This is a genomic window from Salinicoccus roseus (assembly GCF_003814515.1).
Lineage (GTDB): Bacteria > Bacillota > Bacilli > Staphylococcales > Salinicoccaceae > Salinicoccus > Salinicoccus roseus.
In genome coordinates, this window is sequence record NZ_RKQJ01000001.1 from 712414 (window position 1) to 731491 (window position 19078).

Genomic DNA, 19078 nt, shown 5'->3' on the forward strand with positions numbered 1-19078 from the left:
GCTACTTCCTCCCTTTTGTCTTATCTTCTAGTTCGAATACTTGGAATGCCAAAGGTGCAACAGTGATCAGTATGGACTGGTCTTCCCGGATATAATGGCCGTCCGAGCTGAAGTGGCGGCCATCATTCAGTACACCCGATCCCGAGTAGACGCTGCTGTCACTATTGAAGATTTCCCGATAGACGCCGGGTTCCGGCACAGGAATCCTGAAATCATGGTAGACTTCCGGCCGGTAGTTGAATACGCAGACCTTGAACGAGTCCCCGTATCTGCGCACATAGCTCAGTATGGAATGCGTGCTGTCGTCGACAAGCAGCCATCTGAAGCCTTCCGGCCGGTAGTCCCATCCATGGAATTCAGGGTGCTTCCGGTAGAAGCGGTTCAGATCGGATACATAGCGCTTCAGATCCGCATGGAGCGGATAGGCGAGCAGATGCCAATCGACCTGCTCCTTATCCTTCCACTCATGGTACATTCCGAACTCCTGCCCCATGAAGAGCAGCTGCTTGCCCGGTTCGGTGAACTGGTTGCCATACAGGAGCCGGGTCTGGGCAAACTGCTGCCACTGGTCTCCGGTCATCTTATCGACGATGGCCTTCTTGCCGTGCACGACTTCGTCATGGGAAAGCGGCAGCAGGTAGTTCTCATTGTACTTGTACGCCATGGAGAAGGTGAGCTTGTTGTGGTTGTGGGCACGGGCATGGAAATCCTGCTCCATGTAGTCCAGCCGGTCATGCATCCATCCGAGATCCCACTTGAAATTGAAGCCGAGGCCGCCTTCATGGATCGGATGGGTGATCATCGCCTTGTCTGATGAGTCTTCAGCCATCATGAGCAGCGTCTCATCATACTCGAAGGCCACAGCATTCAACTTCTTCAAAAGTTCAATACCCGCGATGTTCTCCTCCGTACCATCTTCATTGTATATTTTGGCGTCCGGTTCGTAGTTTTCAAAATTCAGATCGATCATACTGTGTACGGCATCGATCCGGAGACCGTCGATGTGGAACTCCCTGATCCAGTACATTGCGGAGGATACGAGGAAGGATTGGACTTCCGGTCGGCCGTAGTCGAATGTCAGCGTCCCCCACTCCTTCTTCTCTGCAATCCTCTCGTCCGGATGCTCATAGGTAGGCGACCCGTCGAAGAGCCTCAGGCCGTGGGCATCCTTGCAGAAATGCGCAGGTACGAAGTCCATGATGACTCCGATACCCGCCTCATGGAGCCGGTTGATCAGGTACTTGAGGTCCTCCGGTCGGCCATAGCGGCTTGTGGCTGCAAAGTACCCGGTCACCTGATAGCCCCAGGAAAGATCGAAGGGATGTTCCATCAGCGGCAGGAATTCAACATGGGTATATCCCATCTCATCAAGGTACGGAATCAGCTGATCCGCCACTTCCCTGTAGCTGTAGTAGGAGGCATCTGTAATTTCGTCGATCGTCCTCCCTTCAGTCTCTTCTACCGGATGCTTCATCCATGTACCGAGATGCATCTCGTAGATGCTGATCGGGGATTCATATACATTCGAACTGCGGCGCTCCGCCATCCATTCATCGTCTGTGAACTGGAAGGCGTCTGCATGGACGATGCTCGCAGTTGCCGGACGCCGCTCATGTTGAAAGCCGAATGGATCGGACTTGAGGTGGCTCCCCTCCCCGAAATGGATCTTGTACTTGTAGGCATCTCCGACGTCCACATGGGAGGTGTTCAGCATCCACAGTCCCTGGTCACTGAGCTTCTCGAAATCGAGCCCTTCACCAGAGTAGTCATTGTAGTCGCAGGCAAGCTGCACATGACTGGCATTCGGCGCCCATGTGATGAACCGAACCCCATCTTCTGCAGCATGTGCCCCCATGAAATCGTAGGCATTGTAATGGGTTCCCTGATGGAACAGATATTTATCCATTTCCAGGTTTTCTTCACTCAAAATATTTCCCCCTTTGCGTTATACTATAGACATACCCTCATCACTGATTATACAACTTAAAAAAGAAAATGTATAAAATTTTTATAATTGTCAGACTGTATGAGACAGTATTCAATCCAAATATCAACACTAACACATTCAACCGGACGGAGGCTTTTTATGATTGATGCATATCTCGATGCACCAGACCAGATCACGATAGTCAGAAAAGGCGAGCAGGCTGAAGACGTGAACGACCTTGCCGTCATCCAGGAAGATGAGTTCCAGTCCATAGCCAAAACTGAAGACAAAGGCAGCTATATCACTGTATGGCTCGAGCACCCCATCAGCCTCGACCATTTTACACACATCAGGTTTGATGGCGGACGCTTCCCGCTTCAGATGGGCAGATATACATTATCCATAGAATTCGACCTGAAATACTCTACAGACAAACAGATGGGCGCCACCTATTCAAAGGACCATACCATCTTCAGGGTGTTCGCCCCGACCGTCGTCCAGTGCCGGCTCATACTCGATGGCCAGGCCTATAACATGGACAAGATCGGCGGCTACTTCGAAAAGATCATCAAACAGGACTGTCATGGTAAGTATTACCACTATGAAGCCAGCCATAATCATGCGACCCATAATGTTCTGGACCCCTATGTCAAAGCGGTATCGGCGAATGGGCAGGAGGCGATGATCGTGGACTTCGAACGCATCAATCCGGGCTTCACCGACCATCACATCCCGGATATCCCGAATGATTCGGCAATAATATATGAAACGCACGTAAGGGACATCACCTCCCACCCGAACAGCGGGGTGAAGGAGGAATGGCGGGGCCGGTATCTCGGAATGACCGAGCCGACGACCACCAGGCACCGCCTGTCGAGCGGCCTCGACTATCTCAAGGAGATCGGTGTGACGCATATCCAGCTGATGCCTGTGAACGACTTCATCACCGTGGATGAACTCAATCGGGATAAGAGCTACAACTGGGGATACGACCCCCACTTCTTCATGGTCCCGGAAGGCAGCTACGCCACAGATCCGAACGACCCGGTAAACCGCATCGTAGAGCTGCAGACACTCATCCGGACACTGCATGAGAACGGCATGAAGATCATACTGGACGTCGTGCTCAACCATGTCTATCAAGTGGAGGATTCGAATTTCGAAAAGCTCGTCCCCGGCTACTATTTCAGGCACAACCAGGACTTGTCGCTGTCCAATGGGACGGGTGTCGGCAACGATTTCGCCTCCGAAAAGATGATGGGCAGACGCTTCATTGCCGATACCATCCATTTCTGGCTTGAACAGTACAGGATCGACGGCTACCGTTTCGACCTGATGGGGGCATTGGATATAGAAACGATGCAGGGCATCGAATCGATCGTACAGAAACAGGACCGTGAAATCTTCCTCCTCGGGGAAGGCTGGGATCTCCCGACGGCACTCGATTACAGCAAAAAGACACTTCCTGAACACAGCTACCGTGTACCATCAGTTCATTTCTTCAATGACCATTACCGGGATTCCATCAAAGGAAGTAATTTTGAACTCAGCGAAAAAGGGTATGTAAATGGTGATGGCCGCGGAATAGACGCCATCCGGGAGCTGTTCACCGGCTTCCATAAACCCTTCACAGCCCAGATGAGCATCAATTATGTTGAAGTGCATGACAACCATACCCTCTATGACCGGCTGAGGTACTCCTCCGGAAAGCGGCAGTATATACTGGAGAGCCAGCACCAGATTGCGACAGCGCTGGTCCTCCTGTCTTTCGGGACCCCTTTCCTGCACGCCGGCCAGGAGTTCTTCCGGACCAAATACGGCCATGGGAACACCTACAACTTGAGTGACATGCTCAACCGTATGGACTGGAACAGGCGCGCCAAATACCAGGACAACATCGAGTTCTTCAAATCGCTGGTGCAGTTCAGGAAACGGGAGGAAGTCTTCAGGCTGAAGGATCAGGGAAGCATAGACAGCGCCCTTTCATTCATGAACTTCAGCAATCTCCCGAACGGATTCGGGGTGAAGGTCTCGTACCGGAACAGTGAATTCATGATCGTAATCAATCCGACGGAAAAATCGATGGAAGTCGGGTTTGATACGATGGATCCCTACGAGATAGAAATTTCCAACCAGCGCCACTATGACAAAGCGGTGTATAACCGGAGCTTCTACATCAAGGGCTACGAGGTGGCGGTCCTGAGAAAAGTGGCGACTATGCATCAAAACCAATATACAGAGGAATAGGAGTGTGATCTTTGTGGACAGAGCACAATGGGAAGAACATATCGGCAACAGTTTCATTACAGAGGAATCATATGAGGCACTTACGGAAGAGGAGAAGGCGGATGCCTTTTCCGATACACTTTCATTCGGAACTGCAGGCATCAGGGGCAAGATCGGCCTCGGACCCAACCGCCTGAACCGCTATACAGTTGAAAAGGTTGCTCTCGGCATCGCACACAATCTGGAAGGTGTGGAGGACCCGCTCGTCGTCATCGGCTACGACACAAGGCATTTCTCTCCTGAATTTGCGGAGACGATGACAGGTGTCCTCGTACAGAATGATGTATCCGTCCGCCTTTCGGAGAAATACATCTCGACTCCCGAACTCTCCTTCCATGTCAGGGAGCACGGGGCGGACCTCGGCATCATGATCACTGCAAGCCATAATCCACCGGAATACAACGGCATCAAGGTCTATGGTCCCGACGGTGCCCAGCTGATTGATGCGCCTGCCGCAGAACTGAGTGAAAAGATCAATGCGATAGAGGATATCTTCAATATCGGCACCGTGTCCTTTGAGGAGACGCTCGAATCCGGAAAGGCACAATATATCACCGAAGATATGGAGGACCAGTACAGGGCAAGGATCACTTCATTTATCCCGGAAATTCCATCCTCCGACCTGAAGGTCATGTTCTCGAGTCTCCACGGCACGAGCGTGCCGATTGTCCCCGACATCCTCGATTCACTGGATTTTGAGAACTATCATCTCGTCAAGGACCAGTGCCGTCCCGACGGTGACTTCCCTACGGTCAAATCGCCGAACCCGGAGAGTGAGGAAGCATTCGAAGCATCCCGCAAGCTCGGCACCGATAAAGGGGCGGACCTGCTGATCGCTACAGACCCGGATGCGGACAGGATCGGTGTCGAAGTCCTTCATGATGGGCGCTATGTACATCTGAACGGAAACCAGCTCGGCATCCTCCTCCTGAAGCATCGCCTCGAGCACCATGGGGGGTCCGTGCCTGTCGTCATCAAGTCGATCGTGACAAGCGACCTCGGCCGCAAGATCGTGGAAGCCAAGGGCGGAGAGATGATCGAGGTCCTGACAGGCTTCAAATATATCGGTGAACAGATCAAGGCAATGGAAGGCAATACGGACAGGACGTTCGTTCTCGGTTATGAGGAAAGCTATGGCTACCTCCTCGAACCCTTCGTCAGGGACAAGGATGCCATACAGATCGTCCCTTACATCATCGGGATGGCCAGTGCCCTGAGAAAAAGCGGGCGCACACTCGTCGACGAACTTGAAGCCATCTATGAGGAATACGGCCGCCGGATGGAAGTCCTGTTCAGCCATACGTTTGAAGGGACGAGCGGTAAGGAGAAGATCAATGAGATCATGAGGCAGTTCCGCACCAACACTCCAACTGAACTCGACAGGCGGGAAGTCATTGTGACCGAAGATTTCAAGACGCAGAAGCGGACATACCGCAACGGCACTACAGAAGACATCGAATTGCCGGAAGCGGATGTCATCAAGATCCATTTCGACGATGGATGGATTGCCCTCAGGCCTTCCGGTACGGAACCGAAGATCAAGCTTTATGTTTCACTCGACAGCGATCATATCGAGCAGGAAGCTAAAATCATCAATGATATGATATTCGGGGTATAGAAAAACAACGGAATGGGAAGTGCTGAGCTGAATCCATAAGTAAGTCTGTTTAAAAAAGCGTTATGCTACGGATATATGACTGGACTAACCCAGTTACCTGGGAGAATATAACCATCTTCGAAATGGCACTTTCGATATCATTTTTCACTGATTCAGACGATAATTTACATTATAATTAAAGAGCCCAGTTTGTCTTTCATAGAGACAGCTGGGCTCTTGACGCTGTTTGTGCAAATAAAACTCTGAAATATAGAGAATTTATCGATTAAAATAACAAATTATCACTGACAAGCCTCAGCCATCGTACAAAAACTCAATAAATTTCTAAAATATTAAACAAAGATATTTGTACGGGTTTATATACTGATAATCTATAGTGAAACCAACTATATTTAGCCTCATTGTAGTATTCCAATAAACGGTCGTTTATTGGAATATAGGGAGACCAGTCATTTAATTCTACATTCTCATGTTTTGAATTTTAAAGATACAGAATTTCTTACTTATATTATTTTGCTTCCACTGGTCATTCTTTAATGTGATCAATGTAGATTAGACCATCAAATTGTTCCTGGGGCACCATTTTGGAGTCGTAAAACCCTTCCCAAAAAACTGTATACCGTCTTTCTTCTACAAAATCACTCGTAGCAAAATCGATAAAGATATCTTTTTGAACCCGATTACCGATATAACCTTCTAATGTCTCATCTTTCTCTTTCCTTGGTGTTGCATAATCTTCAGGAAGGAGTTCATAATTTTCGGCTTCATTATGAAACAATCCTGTATTATAAACACTGTAATCACTCTCTCGAAGCAATGCGCCAAGAGATTCGACACGCTCATTTCTCTTTTGCTCGACGAATACCTCATTAGTATATTCTATGGATGCCACATCATAATTAGAATGACCGTTCGCAACCCATACAATTGCTTTATCGTCTTTAGTCATTTGTTCTAACACCTTCTCTGCCATCCCAATCTCTCTATAGTCATAGTATTCACTAAGCCCTTCATCAAAATTTATTTTTGAATAGTACTGCTCTATATTTTCTTGTCTTGAAACGATATAATTTTGCGCTGCAGGTGTTAGCTCTTTAAAGAAAGGGCGATTTCTAATATTCTCATATACATTTTCCGAGCGTTCAAAATGACCTACTTTTTGCCCTTGTAAAAGCCCTTTAGAAAACCAGTTACGCAAAGCGAATTCAGAGCGTTTAAATGCTTCTGCAAGCTCTGAATCATATTCACTGATTTCGTCCACTATATTCTGTTCTAAGATCGAAACGGAACTCGCTCTATTACCCGAAAAACCTGGCGTCCAATCCATCGGTAAAGCTTTAATCGGTTGTTTTGTCCCATCCAGGTATTTCTTGATGCTCTCTTGTCGATATTGAGTTGCCACACCATCTTGCATGGATAGGCCGCTCTCTTGATAGTAGTTAAATTCTGAATCCCCTGTTTCTAAAAACAATAGGTTGAAATCATGTTCTTCTGCCAAGTAATCTATAATATCTGTTTTTTGTTTCGCGACCTCAGATGACCAATGCGTACTTTCACCGAGTATGACAATGTCATGTTCCCCTAATATATTTCCGATATCCTCAGTGTCATTATCCAATTCATAGTAGTCAGCAGAATTTTCACTGGATTCTTTGGCATCACTATCACATCCGACTAATATTGATGTAGTGATCAGCAAAGTACTCATTCCTTTTAAGAATCCTTTTTTCATTTGAATAAATCCTTTATATTAAAGTACTCTGATAATGGTAAGATTCTGCCCTCTTGATCCCACTGATGGTATTCATTAAAGACTGATTTTATATCATTATCAGCAACAGTCTCCACTAAATACTTTACAGCAATATAACTACGCCAATAATCAAACAGGATACTAGATATACTGCCTTGATATGAACTGCTGCCGAAGTCTTCCAATGAATGGTCCCCATATTCATCTTTAAAGGCTTCTACCAACTCGGTCTCTGTTTGTGTTATCTCATGGAATTCCTTCTCATTTAATAATATCTTCCTGGGAAGATAGAAACACATGCCCTCCTCGAACCATATCCCTTCTTCTCTTTCATCATCAAATTCATCAAGGAATAAATCAAGGTGGTGTGTCAATTCATGCGCTAATATTATGAACACTTCGTTTTCAGAATGCTTTTCATAAAACTCTTGGATGTCGGGAAGTTCTTTTCCATCCAATTGTTCCATGAAGATTTTTTTCCAAGTGTCTATATCGGGAGACATATAAATTAAATCCTTATTGGTGTACGCTGGCAATGGAATATTGGCAAAAACAGTGGTCGCCAATTCTTCAGTAGTCCATAGAACACCTTTTGGTAATTCGTTCAAAGCATATTCATTTATGAGTATTTCTTGATATCCCTCAAGTTTTTCACTGAATTCATCTATAATATCCTGGTGTTTCTCGTAGTCGGATTTCCTTTCAAAAGCAAATATGTGTTTCATGTATTCAATTCCTTTAACTGTTTTGTTAGTTACTTAAATAACTGCAGGGCATGATTTACCTGTAAGCTATTCTCCAACTGTCCACATGCACTTCAACAATGTTCAATACATCTTTGAATGCCGCTTTTCTGATTTTTCATTTCCACCCCTTATTACCTCTCCTTAATGTTTCTTGCCAATCATTCACGACTATAATTATATGGTTGATTATCTTGTTCGGATGGTTTTAATTTACCGGAGGTCCGTTGATTTGTTCAAAAGTCTGCCCATCAGCCGTTTGTACTGTCAAAGGTTCGTTTATTTCTTTTAGGCTTATTTGTATAAAAGGAACTTTGCCATCTTGCACTTCATCTTCAAAATTCAGCGTGATTTCTGTAGAATCTCGTTCACTTACACTTTCAACTTCAACTTCTGTTCCAACATATTCTTCCCCGAGCAGCAAAGTCACTGCTTTTCTACCTTCGGAAATAGTCGAGATTTTGTAGCCTTCCGTATCCGCTGGAGCAACACGTGTCTGGTAGATGATCGAATAGTCCTGTTCTGCCCAAATGGCAATACCGATGGTCGCAAAAAATATGACAGGTAAGATCAATAGACTGATTTTATCTCTTTTACCAAGCTGCCGCGGTTCTCTCCGACGGATCAAGAAGGGTAAAAACAATGCGCCTAAGATGCTGACAAATAAAAAACCGACTGCCACAAATAAATAGGCCATACCTTCAAATCCCCCAACGAAGAATAAGCTGTATGCGACAATCATCGCAGAAAATAGAATGGTGATTATTGGTGCCAAATAATACTTACCGCTCTTTTTCGAGATGATAAAAATGAACATGAAAAGAATGGAACCTAAAAATATGCCACCCAGCATGATTAAATAAGTCATATTAACGCCTCCGTCTTTTGAAATCTTCTGTAAAATAAAAGACCACGGAATCCGATTGGTCGCCACCAGCTGCTTCGTGGGAAAATAGAAGCTGTTAGCCAATCAATTCATTGGAAAATTTTTTATAAATTCCATAAAACTAAAATAACCAAGTAAACCCAGGCCAAGGCCGACAATAATAACAACGATAATAAGGATATTATATTTAGTTTTCCTATTCATTAACTCTCTCCTTAGAGGGTTGTTTTCTAGTTTATTTAAGATTCGCTAATTATCCAAAATACAGAAAATAATAACATTAAAATACCAATCAAAAGGAATAATGCGTTTATGAAAAGAGTAACCTTTCCTAAGATACCTGTTTCTTTTTTAATACTTATCAGACTAAATATTGTACCCAGTAGAGCGAATATAAAGGAAAAAATTATTGGATATAATGGTTCTGAACCAAAGTAAGGAACTATCACTAATAAAGGGCAAATAGCTGCCAAGTATTTAAACATTTTGTCCCCTCCTCTTCCAATGCAATCTAGTAAGTACAATCCTTATTGAATACTCATATTTTCTCCTGTACTAATGTTACTATCATTAAATTATTTGTGAAGCTTCCCTATCACCTCATCAACGTCATCCCACTCGTAAATCAGCTCATTGAATATTTCGCCGCCGATTTGAATTTCAACAGTATCGGTCAATTTTGCACCATAGTATTCATAAAAGCGACGGGTTTTATTGTCCTCGAGCACTTCGACATATATTTTCCCGTAGCCCACCTCTTTAAAATGCTTGAACAGCTTCTCAAACATCATCTTTCCAATCCCCCTGCCCTGGAATTCCTCCAACAGGTAGATTGCTGTCAGGTCGCATGAATCATCTTTGCCATTCCGTGAGGCAAAGCCTGCAATCCCGCCGTCTTCACCCTCCGCAACAATGACATTACCCCTTTCTTCCTTGAGAACCCTGTTCCACATGCCGGTCCTTTCTTCATAGGATAAATCGTTCAAATAACTGCCGGGTATGATTTCCTTGTAAGTCGTCCTCCAGCTGTCTACATGGACTTTTGCGATACCCGGCGCATCTTTCAATACCGCTTTTCTAATTTTCATCTCCATTCCCCTGTAAATCCGAATTTTGAACTGGCACACTCGTGCTTTTTCTAATTTTTAAATCAGCTTATACATGTAGTACTCATTCACCGGCCTGCCGTCAATCATCAAAGAATGCACCTTCTCCCCTTCGATCACAAAACCCATCTTTTTATATAGATTGAACGCAGGGATGTTGTCCTTGATGACCGTGAGCTCGAGCCTCGTGATGCCCTGATGCTCAGCCCATTCAAAAACGTGTTCAAAAAGCGATGAGGCGATTCCCCTGCCCCTGTAATCTGCATCCAAACCCAGCACAAGATAGGCGGAATGCTTCTTCCGATTGAGATTGTCTTTGAACGCAGCCATGAAGCCAGCAATATTTCCATCGATTTTAGCGACATGGAAATAAACCCCATCATCCTGTTTGAACTTTGCTATACCGCTCTGCTGGGCCTCCACGCTCGTCTGGCGCTCCCCGGGGTCATAGAGCATGTAACCTGAATCATCCAGTTTCTTACACAGCTCCAAAAACTCTTTCGCATCTTCTTCGTTTAATTCTCTTATGATCATGATGGCCTCCTGTTTAGCGAATAATACTCATTAATGATACAATTATACCAAAAATGATTGAATTTTTAGACATCAATTGAAAAAGGGGGATAAAATGTTCGAGCCAGAAGTAATTAAAACAGTACGGGTGTCACTTTAGACGCTATTTTGCACCTGTTTTCAAGTGCTATTTTGCACCGTAATATATGTGAAAAAAGGTGGAACAAAGTCCTTTCGCGATGGCATGCGCCATGAAGATTTAAAGCCAAATAAGTAGAAATTAATGAGTCAACGAATCGCTTTTTCTACTATTACCTAGTTTATGTGAGGACATATGAAGCTAGCCAGCAATTATTTTTGATATGGATGGGACATTTATTTAAATATTTTTAATTATTATTATTTTTTCTAAACATTACAAACGAATGTATATGCGGATATAGGACACATATAATAATTGTAATCACTATTAGAGGACGATTGATAACATTCAACATCCCCATCACCAAAAATACTAATCCTATTATCATATATAATTTTCCTGTATTCCTATGGATCTTTATCCAAACATCATCATTGGTAATGGTCCATGGATTTCTTATTCCAACAAACCAGTTTGTTGGAATTTTAGGCAAGTAGTTTCCGACAAACAAAAATATAAAACCTATTGAACAAACAATAATAATCTGGATATTTATATCATATCCCATTGCATTTAATGCCAATAATACACTCACAATATATATTAATACTTCTGTTAAAAATATACTTATAAAATAAAAATTTTTAAAAACTGAATAAGCTGCTCTCTCTGGATCTATTTTAGGTTTAAGAATCCCTAATAAATAAACTATTAACATCAGCGAAACGAAAAATAATCCTGCCAGATATTTATTAGTCCCCCATCTCTCTTCTCCGGAGTATGTGAATTGCATGGGGATATGGTCTGGTAAAAAAGGAAGCGCAAAACCCCAAGTGATAATAGTTACTCCAATCATTATTAAAGAATACTTTGTTTGTTTGACTATATTAGTCATAAAATATCTCCTTCTTTCATTAGTTGCTTAGTTTTATTAGCCAATGTATTAAATCTTCAACTATAGAAGCATGTAACTGATAATATATATATTTTCCGTCTTTTCGAAATCTTACTAAATTCGCGTTTGTCAATATTTTTAAGTGTTGAGATATACTCGCCATACTAACATCGAAATGATCTGCTATTTCGGAAACAGTCATCTCCCCTTCTTTTAACAACATTAATATTTCCCTTCTTGTAGGGTCTGCCATCGCTTTAAACGCATCTTTCAAATACCTCCCCCCCTAACATTTAAGCGTTTACTTAAATATAGAATACAATGATTTCCAGGTCAAATTTTTAGAATAAATCTACTCTTAATTATTTTTAAATTATTATATTTTGACGAATTGTGACGTAAAAATAGTTTGATTTAAGTAGACCCTAAATAGACATTAGAGGGATATTGATTTCACTGGTGTCACTTTCGATGTTATTTTGCACTGATTTAAGCGATAATTTGCACTCTAGTTAAGAAGCCCAGCTAATCTTTTCACGAAGACAGCTGGGCTTTTAAAGTTAGTTATGCAAAATAACACTTAAGATATATGCAATTTACCGTCAATAATGACACGCCTTTTTATCGTAAGTACTATTTTGTGTTTAAAACGGTCGTTTCTTATACTTTCATTTAGTAAAGTGTGAACATTGTAAAAATAGTAAATAATACTATTAGTTACATGAAAAGCTGTGTATAAAGTAAAACATTTAATTCTTCTAAGAATTTTCTTTTGCCCAATCGTTAATATTCAATCTGAAAAAATTCCCTACATAGACATTTCCATGATTGTCATGAGTTTTCTTATTTAAATAATCTTGAAACGTCTTACCTCTATCCTTATTTGCTATAAATTTACCAGCGTTTTCGTATGCTTCTTGGGTAACACAGATAGGTGAATTGTATTCTTTATATGCTAAGCCACACATTTTTGAGGCTCTATTAACAACATCTCCCATATAAACTAATTCTTCAATACCGCTGCCACTAAAGCCAGCTTTTATTACTAAAGCCCTTCCTAAAGCTACCCCTATTCCGGCCTTGATTTCATCTAAATTGTCCCATTTCTTTTGGTACTTAACATTCAGTACCTTCATCATGGCATTAGACATAGATGCAGCTTGCAATGCTTCAATTACAGGAGATTCGACCTCCTCATTTTCTTCAAATATTTTCAAATACTTCTATATGTTTATGTACTTATAAAAGGAAGATGGAAAACTAAAAACACAACCTTTTTTTAACTAAGGTTGTGTTTTGGATAATTTATCTCTCTTTTATATATGTAAGCCAAAACACGAAGAAAAGGAGAAGATAATCATGAGTCATTTAGAACCTACTGTATATATCCAGGACACTTGTCTGCACTGTCACCGCCAAATTGATTGGATGGAGCAAGAAGGATATGCCTTTGTCACGAAAGAAGTATCGAATCCGGAGCATCGTGAGGAATTTTTTCAACAAGGGGGGACGGGAACGCCATTGACTGTTGTTATCAATTCAGACGGAGTCGCAACAGCGGTGCAAGGTTTTCAACCCAAGAAATTAGAAAGAATGCTGAAAGAAAATATTTAATCTTTCTTTCAGCAGGTTGTGATTTATTACTTTGAACTCTCTTTTATAAGTAGAACATGTTTGAGAGAGACGGCGATGTAGCCAAGTGGCAAGGCAAAGGTCTGCAAAACCTTGAATCCCCGGTTCGAATCCGGGTGTCGCCTCCATTTGATTGCAATCAATAGTGACAGCAGGGAGATCCCAGAAAAATAATATTAAGGAGTGTTTTTTGTGGCTAAATTGAATGTATTAGAGCCAGAAATTGTAGAAGAATTGTTAGATAGTTACCAGAAACGGAATAATAGCACTACGAATAACCTAGTTAAAACATTAGCAAATTATATTGGATCCTATTCCTTGGAAAATAGGAAAGGCTATAAAGCCCAGGTAAATGGGAAAGAAGTTAAATTTGTCATTTTAACTAATGATGATAAATCCATGAAAGTAATTTACTCAAATAATGGTGGAAAAGAGAATCTATTGGGAAGTGCTATTAGTTATAATGGAGAAAAAGAGATTTTGCATGGCTACCAAATTATTGATGGAAATGTTCAAAAAGTAAACGAATTTGAAATTAACGAGGAATTTTTGAAAAGATTTAATCAAATTCAAAATAATAAAGAAATACCAGAAACAAGTGAAGGCCCAACAATTCAAGCTTCTTGTATTTATGGTAACTGGTGTGGCCCAGGATGTAGTGGCCCTGAAAGTCCAATAAGTCCTGTTGATACATGTTGCCAATCTCACGATAATTGTTATGGTGACCGTGGTTATTTTGCTTGCAGTTGTGATTCCGAATTACAAGGATGTTTAAACCCCTATGTACTTCAAGGAAGTGAATGGGCTATTACTATATCACTCTGGTTTCAAGGCCAACCCTGCAATCCTTTCGCGTAATTAGAAAATTAAGCTGCCTCTCGTATTTGGAGGGGCAGCTTAATTCTGTGTTTCAAGCATTTACATAACGAAGAAGATCCTGTTGAAAAACTGATAACATACAATGTTACTGTGCTAGCAAGATAATGATCGATCCCATCAGTGCTTTAGATTCAAACACTATACTTGTTGAAATAGGCAGATTAGAGGGAGAATTGATTTTTACATGCTATCCTTTATAGAGAAATTAATGTATAGTACACTATACATTAAGGAGTACAAGAAATGAAGAATAATACAGACAATCGCATTCGGGAATATCGAAAAAAATCTGGATATACTCAACAACAACTCGCAAAAAAAGTTGGAGTAACAAGATTAACCATAATTTCACTGGAGAAAAAACGATATGAGGCCTCCGTAGGACTGGCTATAAAAATTTCAAGGGTTTTTGCTTGTCCGGTGGAAGAACTCTTTATTGTGGAGGAATAAACTTGGATTATGTCTATAGCTTTTTGCTAAAGATTTCTGTCTCAATTTTATTATTGATTGCTACATTTAATGTTTGGAAGACGCCGAGTCCTGAAGTATTTAATTGGCTAATCCCCTTCATTGCATTATTTTGGATATTTATTACTATTTCTGAAGGAATTAGAATCAAAAGGGATAATAAATGGTTTGAGGAAAAAGAGGGACAAGACGAAAGGACTATAAATTATAGTTACAAAGCAGGATACATTACTTTCTGGATTAATATAACGATATTATCTTTATTATTTTTTGTTTATAGCATTGTTGGTTTTTCTTTAATTCCACCTATGTCCGGACTTGTTATTTTAGTGTTTTTAAATATTATTATGTTTTTTTGTATAAGGCTATTTTTTATTTTTTATCAGTAATGAATGGAGGAATTTTTAATGAAAAACGAGAAGATAAACATCTTAGGAATTGTTTCGATTTTAATCCCCACTATCGTATCAATACTCATTTTGAACTTCTTACTGGGAATTGTTCCCATAGAAAAAATCGAAGGACTCCCACTAGTTATGCCTATGTTTTTATGTCCAATAGGAGCAATTATTGGGTTTATCGCATATAGATATCGAAAAGATCAATTATCAATGATTGGCATTATTTTTAATATCATATTATTCTTGTTCCCAATTGCGTATAACATCTTTGTCACACTAATATTTGGTGTATAAAAGAATTTTGGAAAATCGCTCAAGTTGAAGATCCTTTTCGTGCACAGTTTCCAATAGACGCCCGGCTGACTGAAGAATAGGACCATTGTGACCCTGAATGTGGCGTTGGTTTAACTGAAGGCGGAAACATTCCTATCAACGCAACAGATAATCGTTGTCATAGCCATAACGCGCATTGGAGAGTTTTCGGCGACGATGTCCCTTGTGTGATGCAGAACTTATCACTTGCCTTGAAGGAGAAACAACACCCTCACACACACTTCCTTCATATATTCCTACAACCGAATTTGAGGAACAAAATTCTGCGACTCTATTTTCGATATCTTACTCGATGTTAAACCACTTCTTTTTACTAAACCATTATGCTAAGGTAAAATGTTCAGAGAAGGTTGCTAATAGAAATACAAAATCTATCCTTATTATAGGGATAGATTTTTGAGCGTTTGCCTTACAGTGAATAGATGTAGATTCAAAATAAAGTTTGACTTTTTATAGTTGCAATCTTCAACAAACATGTCCATTACTTGAATAGTTTTTATGGTGTGCCACCAATTCCGAGTGCGACAAAAAGAAAAAAAGCATATACTAGTATGGTGCCATTCAGTATAATTCCTATTATAATAAACCATAGGTTTTTAGATATTATAGCAAAAATAATGCCAAGTACAGAAAAAACTGTGAATACGATTATGATCGAAATCAGGCTTGTATTAGGTCCTCTTGTTATTAATAAAAAAAGAATGCTTATGACCGCAGTTAATATCGATAAAAATCCAAATACTTTTCCCCTCTTTTTCTTATCCAAAATCACAACCTCCTTAGTTTAAACCAACTCCTAAAACTTATATTCCACACTCTTTGCATTTAATTTTTCAACTGTAAATATTTCATCTAGTTTATCCGAATACCATATTCCAAAATGAAGCGCCCCCTCCAAACATGATGTGAACCCTTAAAGTTGAACTTTTGGTTAGGCTGATTTCCTAAAGGTATGAAAAACATCTGGATCCCCCTTTTAATTAAGTTCAAGATTTTTATTTTTTCTTTCAAAAATCTTCAATACGGAATAAAGTGTGATTTCACTAAGATGATAATTATCCTCACTTAATGCATTTACTTTAGAAATAATTAAAAACCTATAGTTATCTGCCATAAGGATGAATAATACGCCTCATGAGTCCATGTTTTCTTTCCCTTGCTCTCTATGCCAATATGTCCCTCTCTTCTTTCTACTTAGTGCAATTTTACCATGGTCAACCTTCGTATTACAAAAGTTGATATAACACTAATAGAAAAATCTTATTTATCTCTTTTGTAAGTAATATTGATTTTCCTTTCAAATTTTGAACATGTTTAATTAACGTCTGTAAACTATAAAATTTGATCTCGCTGTGACGTTCTTTACCTACGATTTTTACTTTGATTATATGCGATTGTTTCTGTGGATCAAACGGATGACTAAGCGAATAAAGAATTATATCCGTCGTGTTCTATTGGACTGATCCAGTCATCTAAATCTTTGAACGTGTTTATTTTCATCGCTAAATAGAACAGCGTACTAGAAGTGTAAGCTATCGTATTATAAATTGATGGTCGTCTGCCTGCTTTGGCATCTCTCATAGCTGTCATTTTTGACGATAAATTGCATATATTTTAAGTGTTATTTTGCATAACCAACTTTAGAGCCCAGCTATCTTTGTGAAAGGATGAGCTGGACTTCTTAACTATAGTGCAAATTATCGGCTAAATCAGTGCAAAATAACATCGAAATTGACACTGTATTAAAAGGGATAGATGATGCAACTAAGTTGGCATCTTCTACCCTTCTTATTTTCGTTGACTGCTTATAAGTGATGATATGTAAACAATTTTTCGGAAAAATAGCAATGATAGCAAAGCCTATTAATCCGACAAAATCATTTTTTCGTCGATCATATTTGCCTTGAGATATTCTTTATTCTGCAAAATAATTATTATGCATTCCTTGAGGTACATAGTGGCTAAATCAGCAGTTAATATAGAATCTGAGTTTTTCAGATCTATTTTTCGTTTCTTTTCCCATTTAGGATCACCATGTACTATTAAGGATCTGAATGAATATATAAACTTCATGTTTTTAAAAATCTCAAGTTTACTTTGGTTTAATGAAGACATCTGCAATAGAAAAGCAATCCTCATAGATAATTTATGTGTGATTTCTCCTTTATCTGAATCACTCAGTAAAGCTTCCAGACCAATAACTGCATCGATAATGATATCTCGATCGTCTTTTCTCAAATAACAGCTTTCTAATCTTTTACATGCCAATTGGATTTTTTTGTTTTCTTGCTCCTTCAAGCCACTATATATAGCAGTCATACTTCTTAATTCTTCAATAGAAATACTAGATATCTCAGGTTGTAACCAATAAAAATCATTAAATTCATGTGGATAAGCTCTAGTCGAAACCCCACTTAGCTCTATCAAGTCAGCTGTATAACCATAAGCCCAATTAATGGGTTTGGACAAGACTTGAGCATATCCCGTGGGTTGATCTATTACCATTCTTAATGCATTGAAAAAGTAATTAATTGTTTTTAGAGGGTAAGCCTCAAGATCATTTAACATTCTTGATTTTAAATATTTATTTCCATTCGGAAATGAATAATTTTCAATAAATAAAGCATGGGAAGCAGAACTTAATAAAGCCTCATTAATATTTTCAGAATAAGTATTTATGTTAATTCTCGATAATTGGAATTTTTCATCTAATTTTACTATAGAAATATTATCATCGATTTCGAAAAAGTCAAAATCAAATTTCAAAAATAAAATGGGGATATAAAAAGCAACTGGAAGTTCCTTCAAATAAATACTATTTTCAATAGGTAAATAAATTTCAAGAAAATTTTCCCTACTTAAATCAATTTCTTCTCCCCAATTATGTAAGGCTTTAGCTACAAGTTCTTTTATATGATTATTTATATTGATTTCAATTATTTCAGACGTTCTTTCTTCTTCCTCACCTGGATAACCGTATACCATTTTGTAGTTTTCATTTTCACGTAAATAAGAAAAAACTTCTTTATAACCAGTTAATTCCTCAAGGACTACTTCAGGTGATTTTTCCTTACTATATCTTTCAAAATAAGATTCATACTTAACTGGAGGACCAGTGTTATAAGTACTTTTAGAAATATTAGGCATCCCATTAGGCCAATACCTCATATTTGGATATTGAAAATAGGTTGGTTTATAGAAATTCCTCTTTTTATTGGCAGCAACTACTTTTTCTATTCCTTCTATTACTAAAGGATATATTAAATCAAATAGTTTTGGATTCTGTGGTTTATTCATTTAAAGCCACCTCTCTACCTTAAATAGGCATCAAATTCATTTCTTTTAAATATACCAAGAGAATAAAAGGATAGCTAGTTAAATTTGGAAATAAAACGTTCGTAAAAGTACACTTTTAAGAACGGTTTAAAAACATTTGAAATAGATCAAAATAAACGTTCTTAAACATATAAAAATAGTTTACGAACGTTCAATATTT

Annotated in this window: 19 protein-coding genes and 1 tRNA gene; 8 read left to right on the forward strand and 12 right to left on the reverse strand. The window is 39.7% G+C overall.

Annotated features, from left to right (window positions below):
- Window position 1: 1 nt before the first annotated feature.
- The gene (gene glgB, locus EDC33_RS03730; protein WP_124010207.1) at window positions 2-1927 is read right to left on the reverse strand and encodes a 1,4-alpha-glucan branching protein GlgB; all 1926 of its coding nucleotides are present in this window, start codon (window positions 1925-1927) and stop codon (window positions 2-4) included.
- Window positions 1928-2086: 159 nt separating this feature from the next.
- Here glgB and pulA point away from each other — a divergent pair, with 159 nt between their 5' ends.
- Both pulA and EDC33_RS03740 read left to right on the forward strand, forming a co-directional pair.
- On the forward strand, window positions 2087-4174 hold the full coding sequence (pulA, locus tag EDC33_RS03735; RefSeq protein ID WP_170156348.1) for a type I pullulanase: 2088 nt from the start codon (window positions 2087-2089) through the stop codon (window positions 4172-4174).
- Between the two features lie 13 nt (window positions 4175-4187).
- A complete protein-coding gene (locus EDC33_RS03740; RefSeq protein ID WP_124010209.1) occupies window positions 4188-5831 on the forward strand; it encodes a phospho-sugar mutase in 1644 nt (547 codons plus the stop codon).
- Between the two features lie 526 nt (window positions 5832-6357).
- On the opposite strand, the gene EDC33_RS03745 is transcribed toward EDC33_RS03740, so the two are convergent.
- The 9 genes from EDC33_RS03745 to EDC33_RS03785 form a co-directional block, all read right to left on the reverse strand.
- Window positions 6358-7563: an erythromycin esterase family protein gene (locus EDC33_RS03745; protein ID WP_124010210.1), complete on the reverse strand. Its 1206-nt coding sequence runs from the start codon at window positions 7561-7563 to the stop codon at window positions 6358-6360.
- Window positions 7560-8309: a hypothetical protein gene (locus tag EDC33_RS03750; protein WP_124010211.1), complete on the reverse strand. Its 750-nt coding sequence runs from the start codon at window positions 8307-8309 to the stop codon at window positions 7560-7562. The genes EDC33_RS03745 and EDC33_RS03750 overlap by 4 nt, the downstream gene beginning before the upstream one ends.
- 226 nt (window positions 8310-8535) lie before the next feature.
- The gene (locus EDC33_RS03755) at window positions 8536-9195 is read right to left on the reverse strand and encodes a YesK family protein (protein WP_124010212.1); all 660 of its coding nucleotides are present in this window, start codon (window positions 9193-9195) and stop codon (window positions 8536-8538) included.
- A 257-nt stretch (window positions 9196-9452) separates the two neighbouring features.
- The gene (locus EDC33_RS03760) at window positions 9453-9698 is read right to left on the reverse strand and encodes a hypothetical protein (protein WP_124010213.1); all 246 of its coding nucleotides are present in this window, start codon (window positions 9696-9698) and stop codon (window positions 9453-9455) included.
- Window positions 9699-9788: 90 nt separating this feature from the next.
- Complete coding sequence (locus tag EDC33_RS03765) at window positions 9789-10301, reverse strand: GNAT family N-acetyltransferase (protein WP_124010214.1); 513 nt, start codon at window positions 10299-10301, stop codon at window positions 9789-9791.
- 57 nt (window positions 10302-10358) lie between these two features.
- On the reverse strand, window positions 10359-10853 hold the full coding sequence (locus EDC33_RS03770; RefSeq protein WP_124010215.1) for a GNAT family N-acetyltransferase: 495 nt from the start codon (window positions 10851-10853) through the stop codon (window positions 10359-10361).
- A 368-nt stretch (window positions 10854-11221) separates the two neighbouring features.
- Window positions 11222-11869, reverse strand: a complete 648-nt coding sequence (locus tag EDC33_RS03775; protein ID WP_124010216.1) for an SdpI family protein — start codon at window positions 11867-11869, stop codon at window positions 11222-11224.
- Between the two features lie 19 nt (window positions 11870-11888).
- Entirely contained in the window at window positions 11889-12143 is a 255-nt protein-coding gene (locus EDC33_RS03780; protein WP_124010217.1) for an autorepressor SdpR family transcription factor, read from the reverse strand.
- Between the two features lie 484 nt (window positions 12144-12627).
- Window positions 12628-13086, reverse strand: coding sequence for a nucleotidyl cyclase domain-containing protein (locus tag EDC33_RS03785; protein WP_188358176.1), 459 nt, complete (start codon window positions 13084-13086; stop codon window positions 12628-12630).
- Between the two features lie 142 nt (window positions 13087-13228).
- Between EDC33_RS03785 and EDC33_RS03790 the strand changes: the two genes are divergently transcribed.
- The 6 genes from EDC33_RS03790 to EDC33_RS03815 all read left to right on the forward strand — a co-directional run bounded on the left by EDC33_RS03790 (window position 13229) and on the right by EDC33_RS03815 (window position 15543).
- A complete protein-coding gene (locus EDC33_RS03790) occupies window positions 13229-13483 on the forward strand; it encodes a glutaredoxin family protein (protein WP_124010218.1) in 255 nt (84 codons plus the stop codon).
- Between the two features lie 71 nt (window positions 13484-13554).
- Window positions 13555-13629 (forward strand) — tRNA-Cys (locus EDC33_RS03795).
- A 64-nt stretch (window positions 13630-13693) separates the two neighbouring features.
- The gene (locus EDC33_RS03800; RefSeq protein WP_124010219.1) at window positions 13694-14359 is read left to right on the forward strand and encodes a phospholipase A2 family protein; all 666 of its coding nucleotides are present in this window, start codon (window positions 13694-13696) and stop codon (window positions 14357-14359) included.
- 264 nt (window positions 14360-14623) lie between these two features.
- A complete protein-coding gene (locus tag EDC33_RS03805; protein ID WP_031544163.1) occupies window positions 14624-14830 on the forward strand; it encodes a helix-turn-helix transcriptional regulator in 207 nt (68 codons plus the stop codon).
- Window positions 14831-14832: 2 nt separating this feature from the next.
- Window positions 14833-15237: a hypothetical protein gene (locus EDC33_RS03810; protein ID WP_031544162.1), complete on the forward strand. Its 405-nt coding sequence runs from the start codon at window positions 14833-14835 to the stop codon at window positions 15235-15237.
- Window positions 15238-15255: 18 nt separating this feature from the next.
- Window positions 15256-15543, forward strand: a complete 288-nt coding sequence (locus EDC33_RS03815; RefSeq protein ID WP_031544161.1) for a hypothetical protein — start codon at window positions 15256-15258, stop codon at window positions 15541-15543.
- 535 nt (window positions 15544-16078) lie between these two features.
- On the opposite strand, the gene EDC33_RS03820 is transcribed toward EDC33_RS03815, so the two are convergent.
- Together EDC33_RS03820 and EDC33_RS03825 are read right to left on the reverse strand one after the other, a co-directional pair.
- Window positions 16079-16348 carry a hypothetical protein gene (locus EDC33_RS03820; protein WP_371868296.1) on the reverse strand — a complete coding sequence of 90 codons (270 nt, stop codon included), beginning with the start codon at window positions 16346-16348 and terminating at the stop codon, window positions 16079-16081.
- A gap of 1097 nt (window positions 16349-17445) precedes the next feature.
- Complete coding sequence (locus tag EDC33_RS03825) at window positions 17446-18879, reverse strand: HEPN domain-containing protein (protein WP_124010220.1); 1434 nt, start codon at window positions 18877-18879, stop codon at window positions 17446-17448.
- Window positions 18880-19078 lie beyond the last annotated feature (199 nt).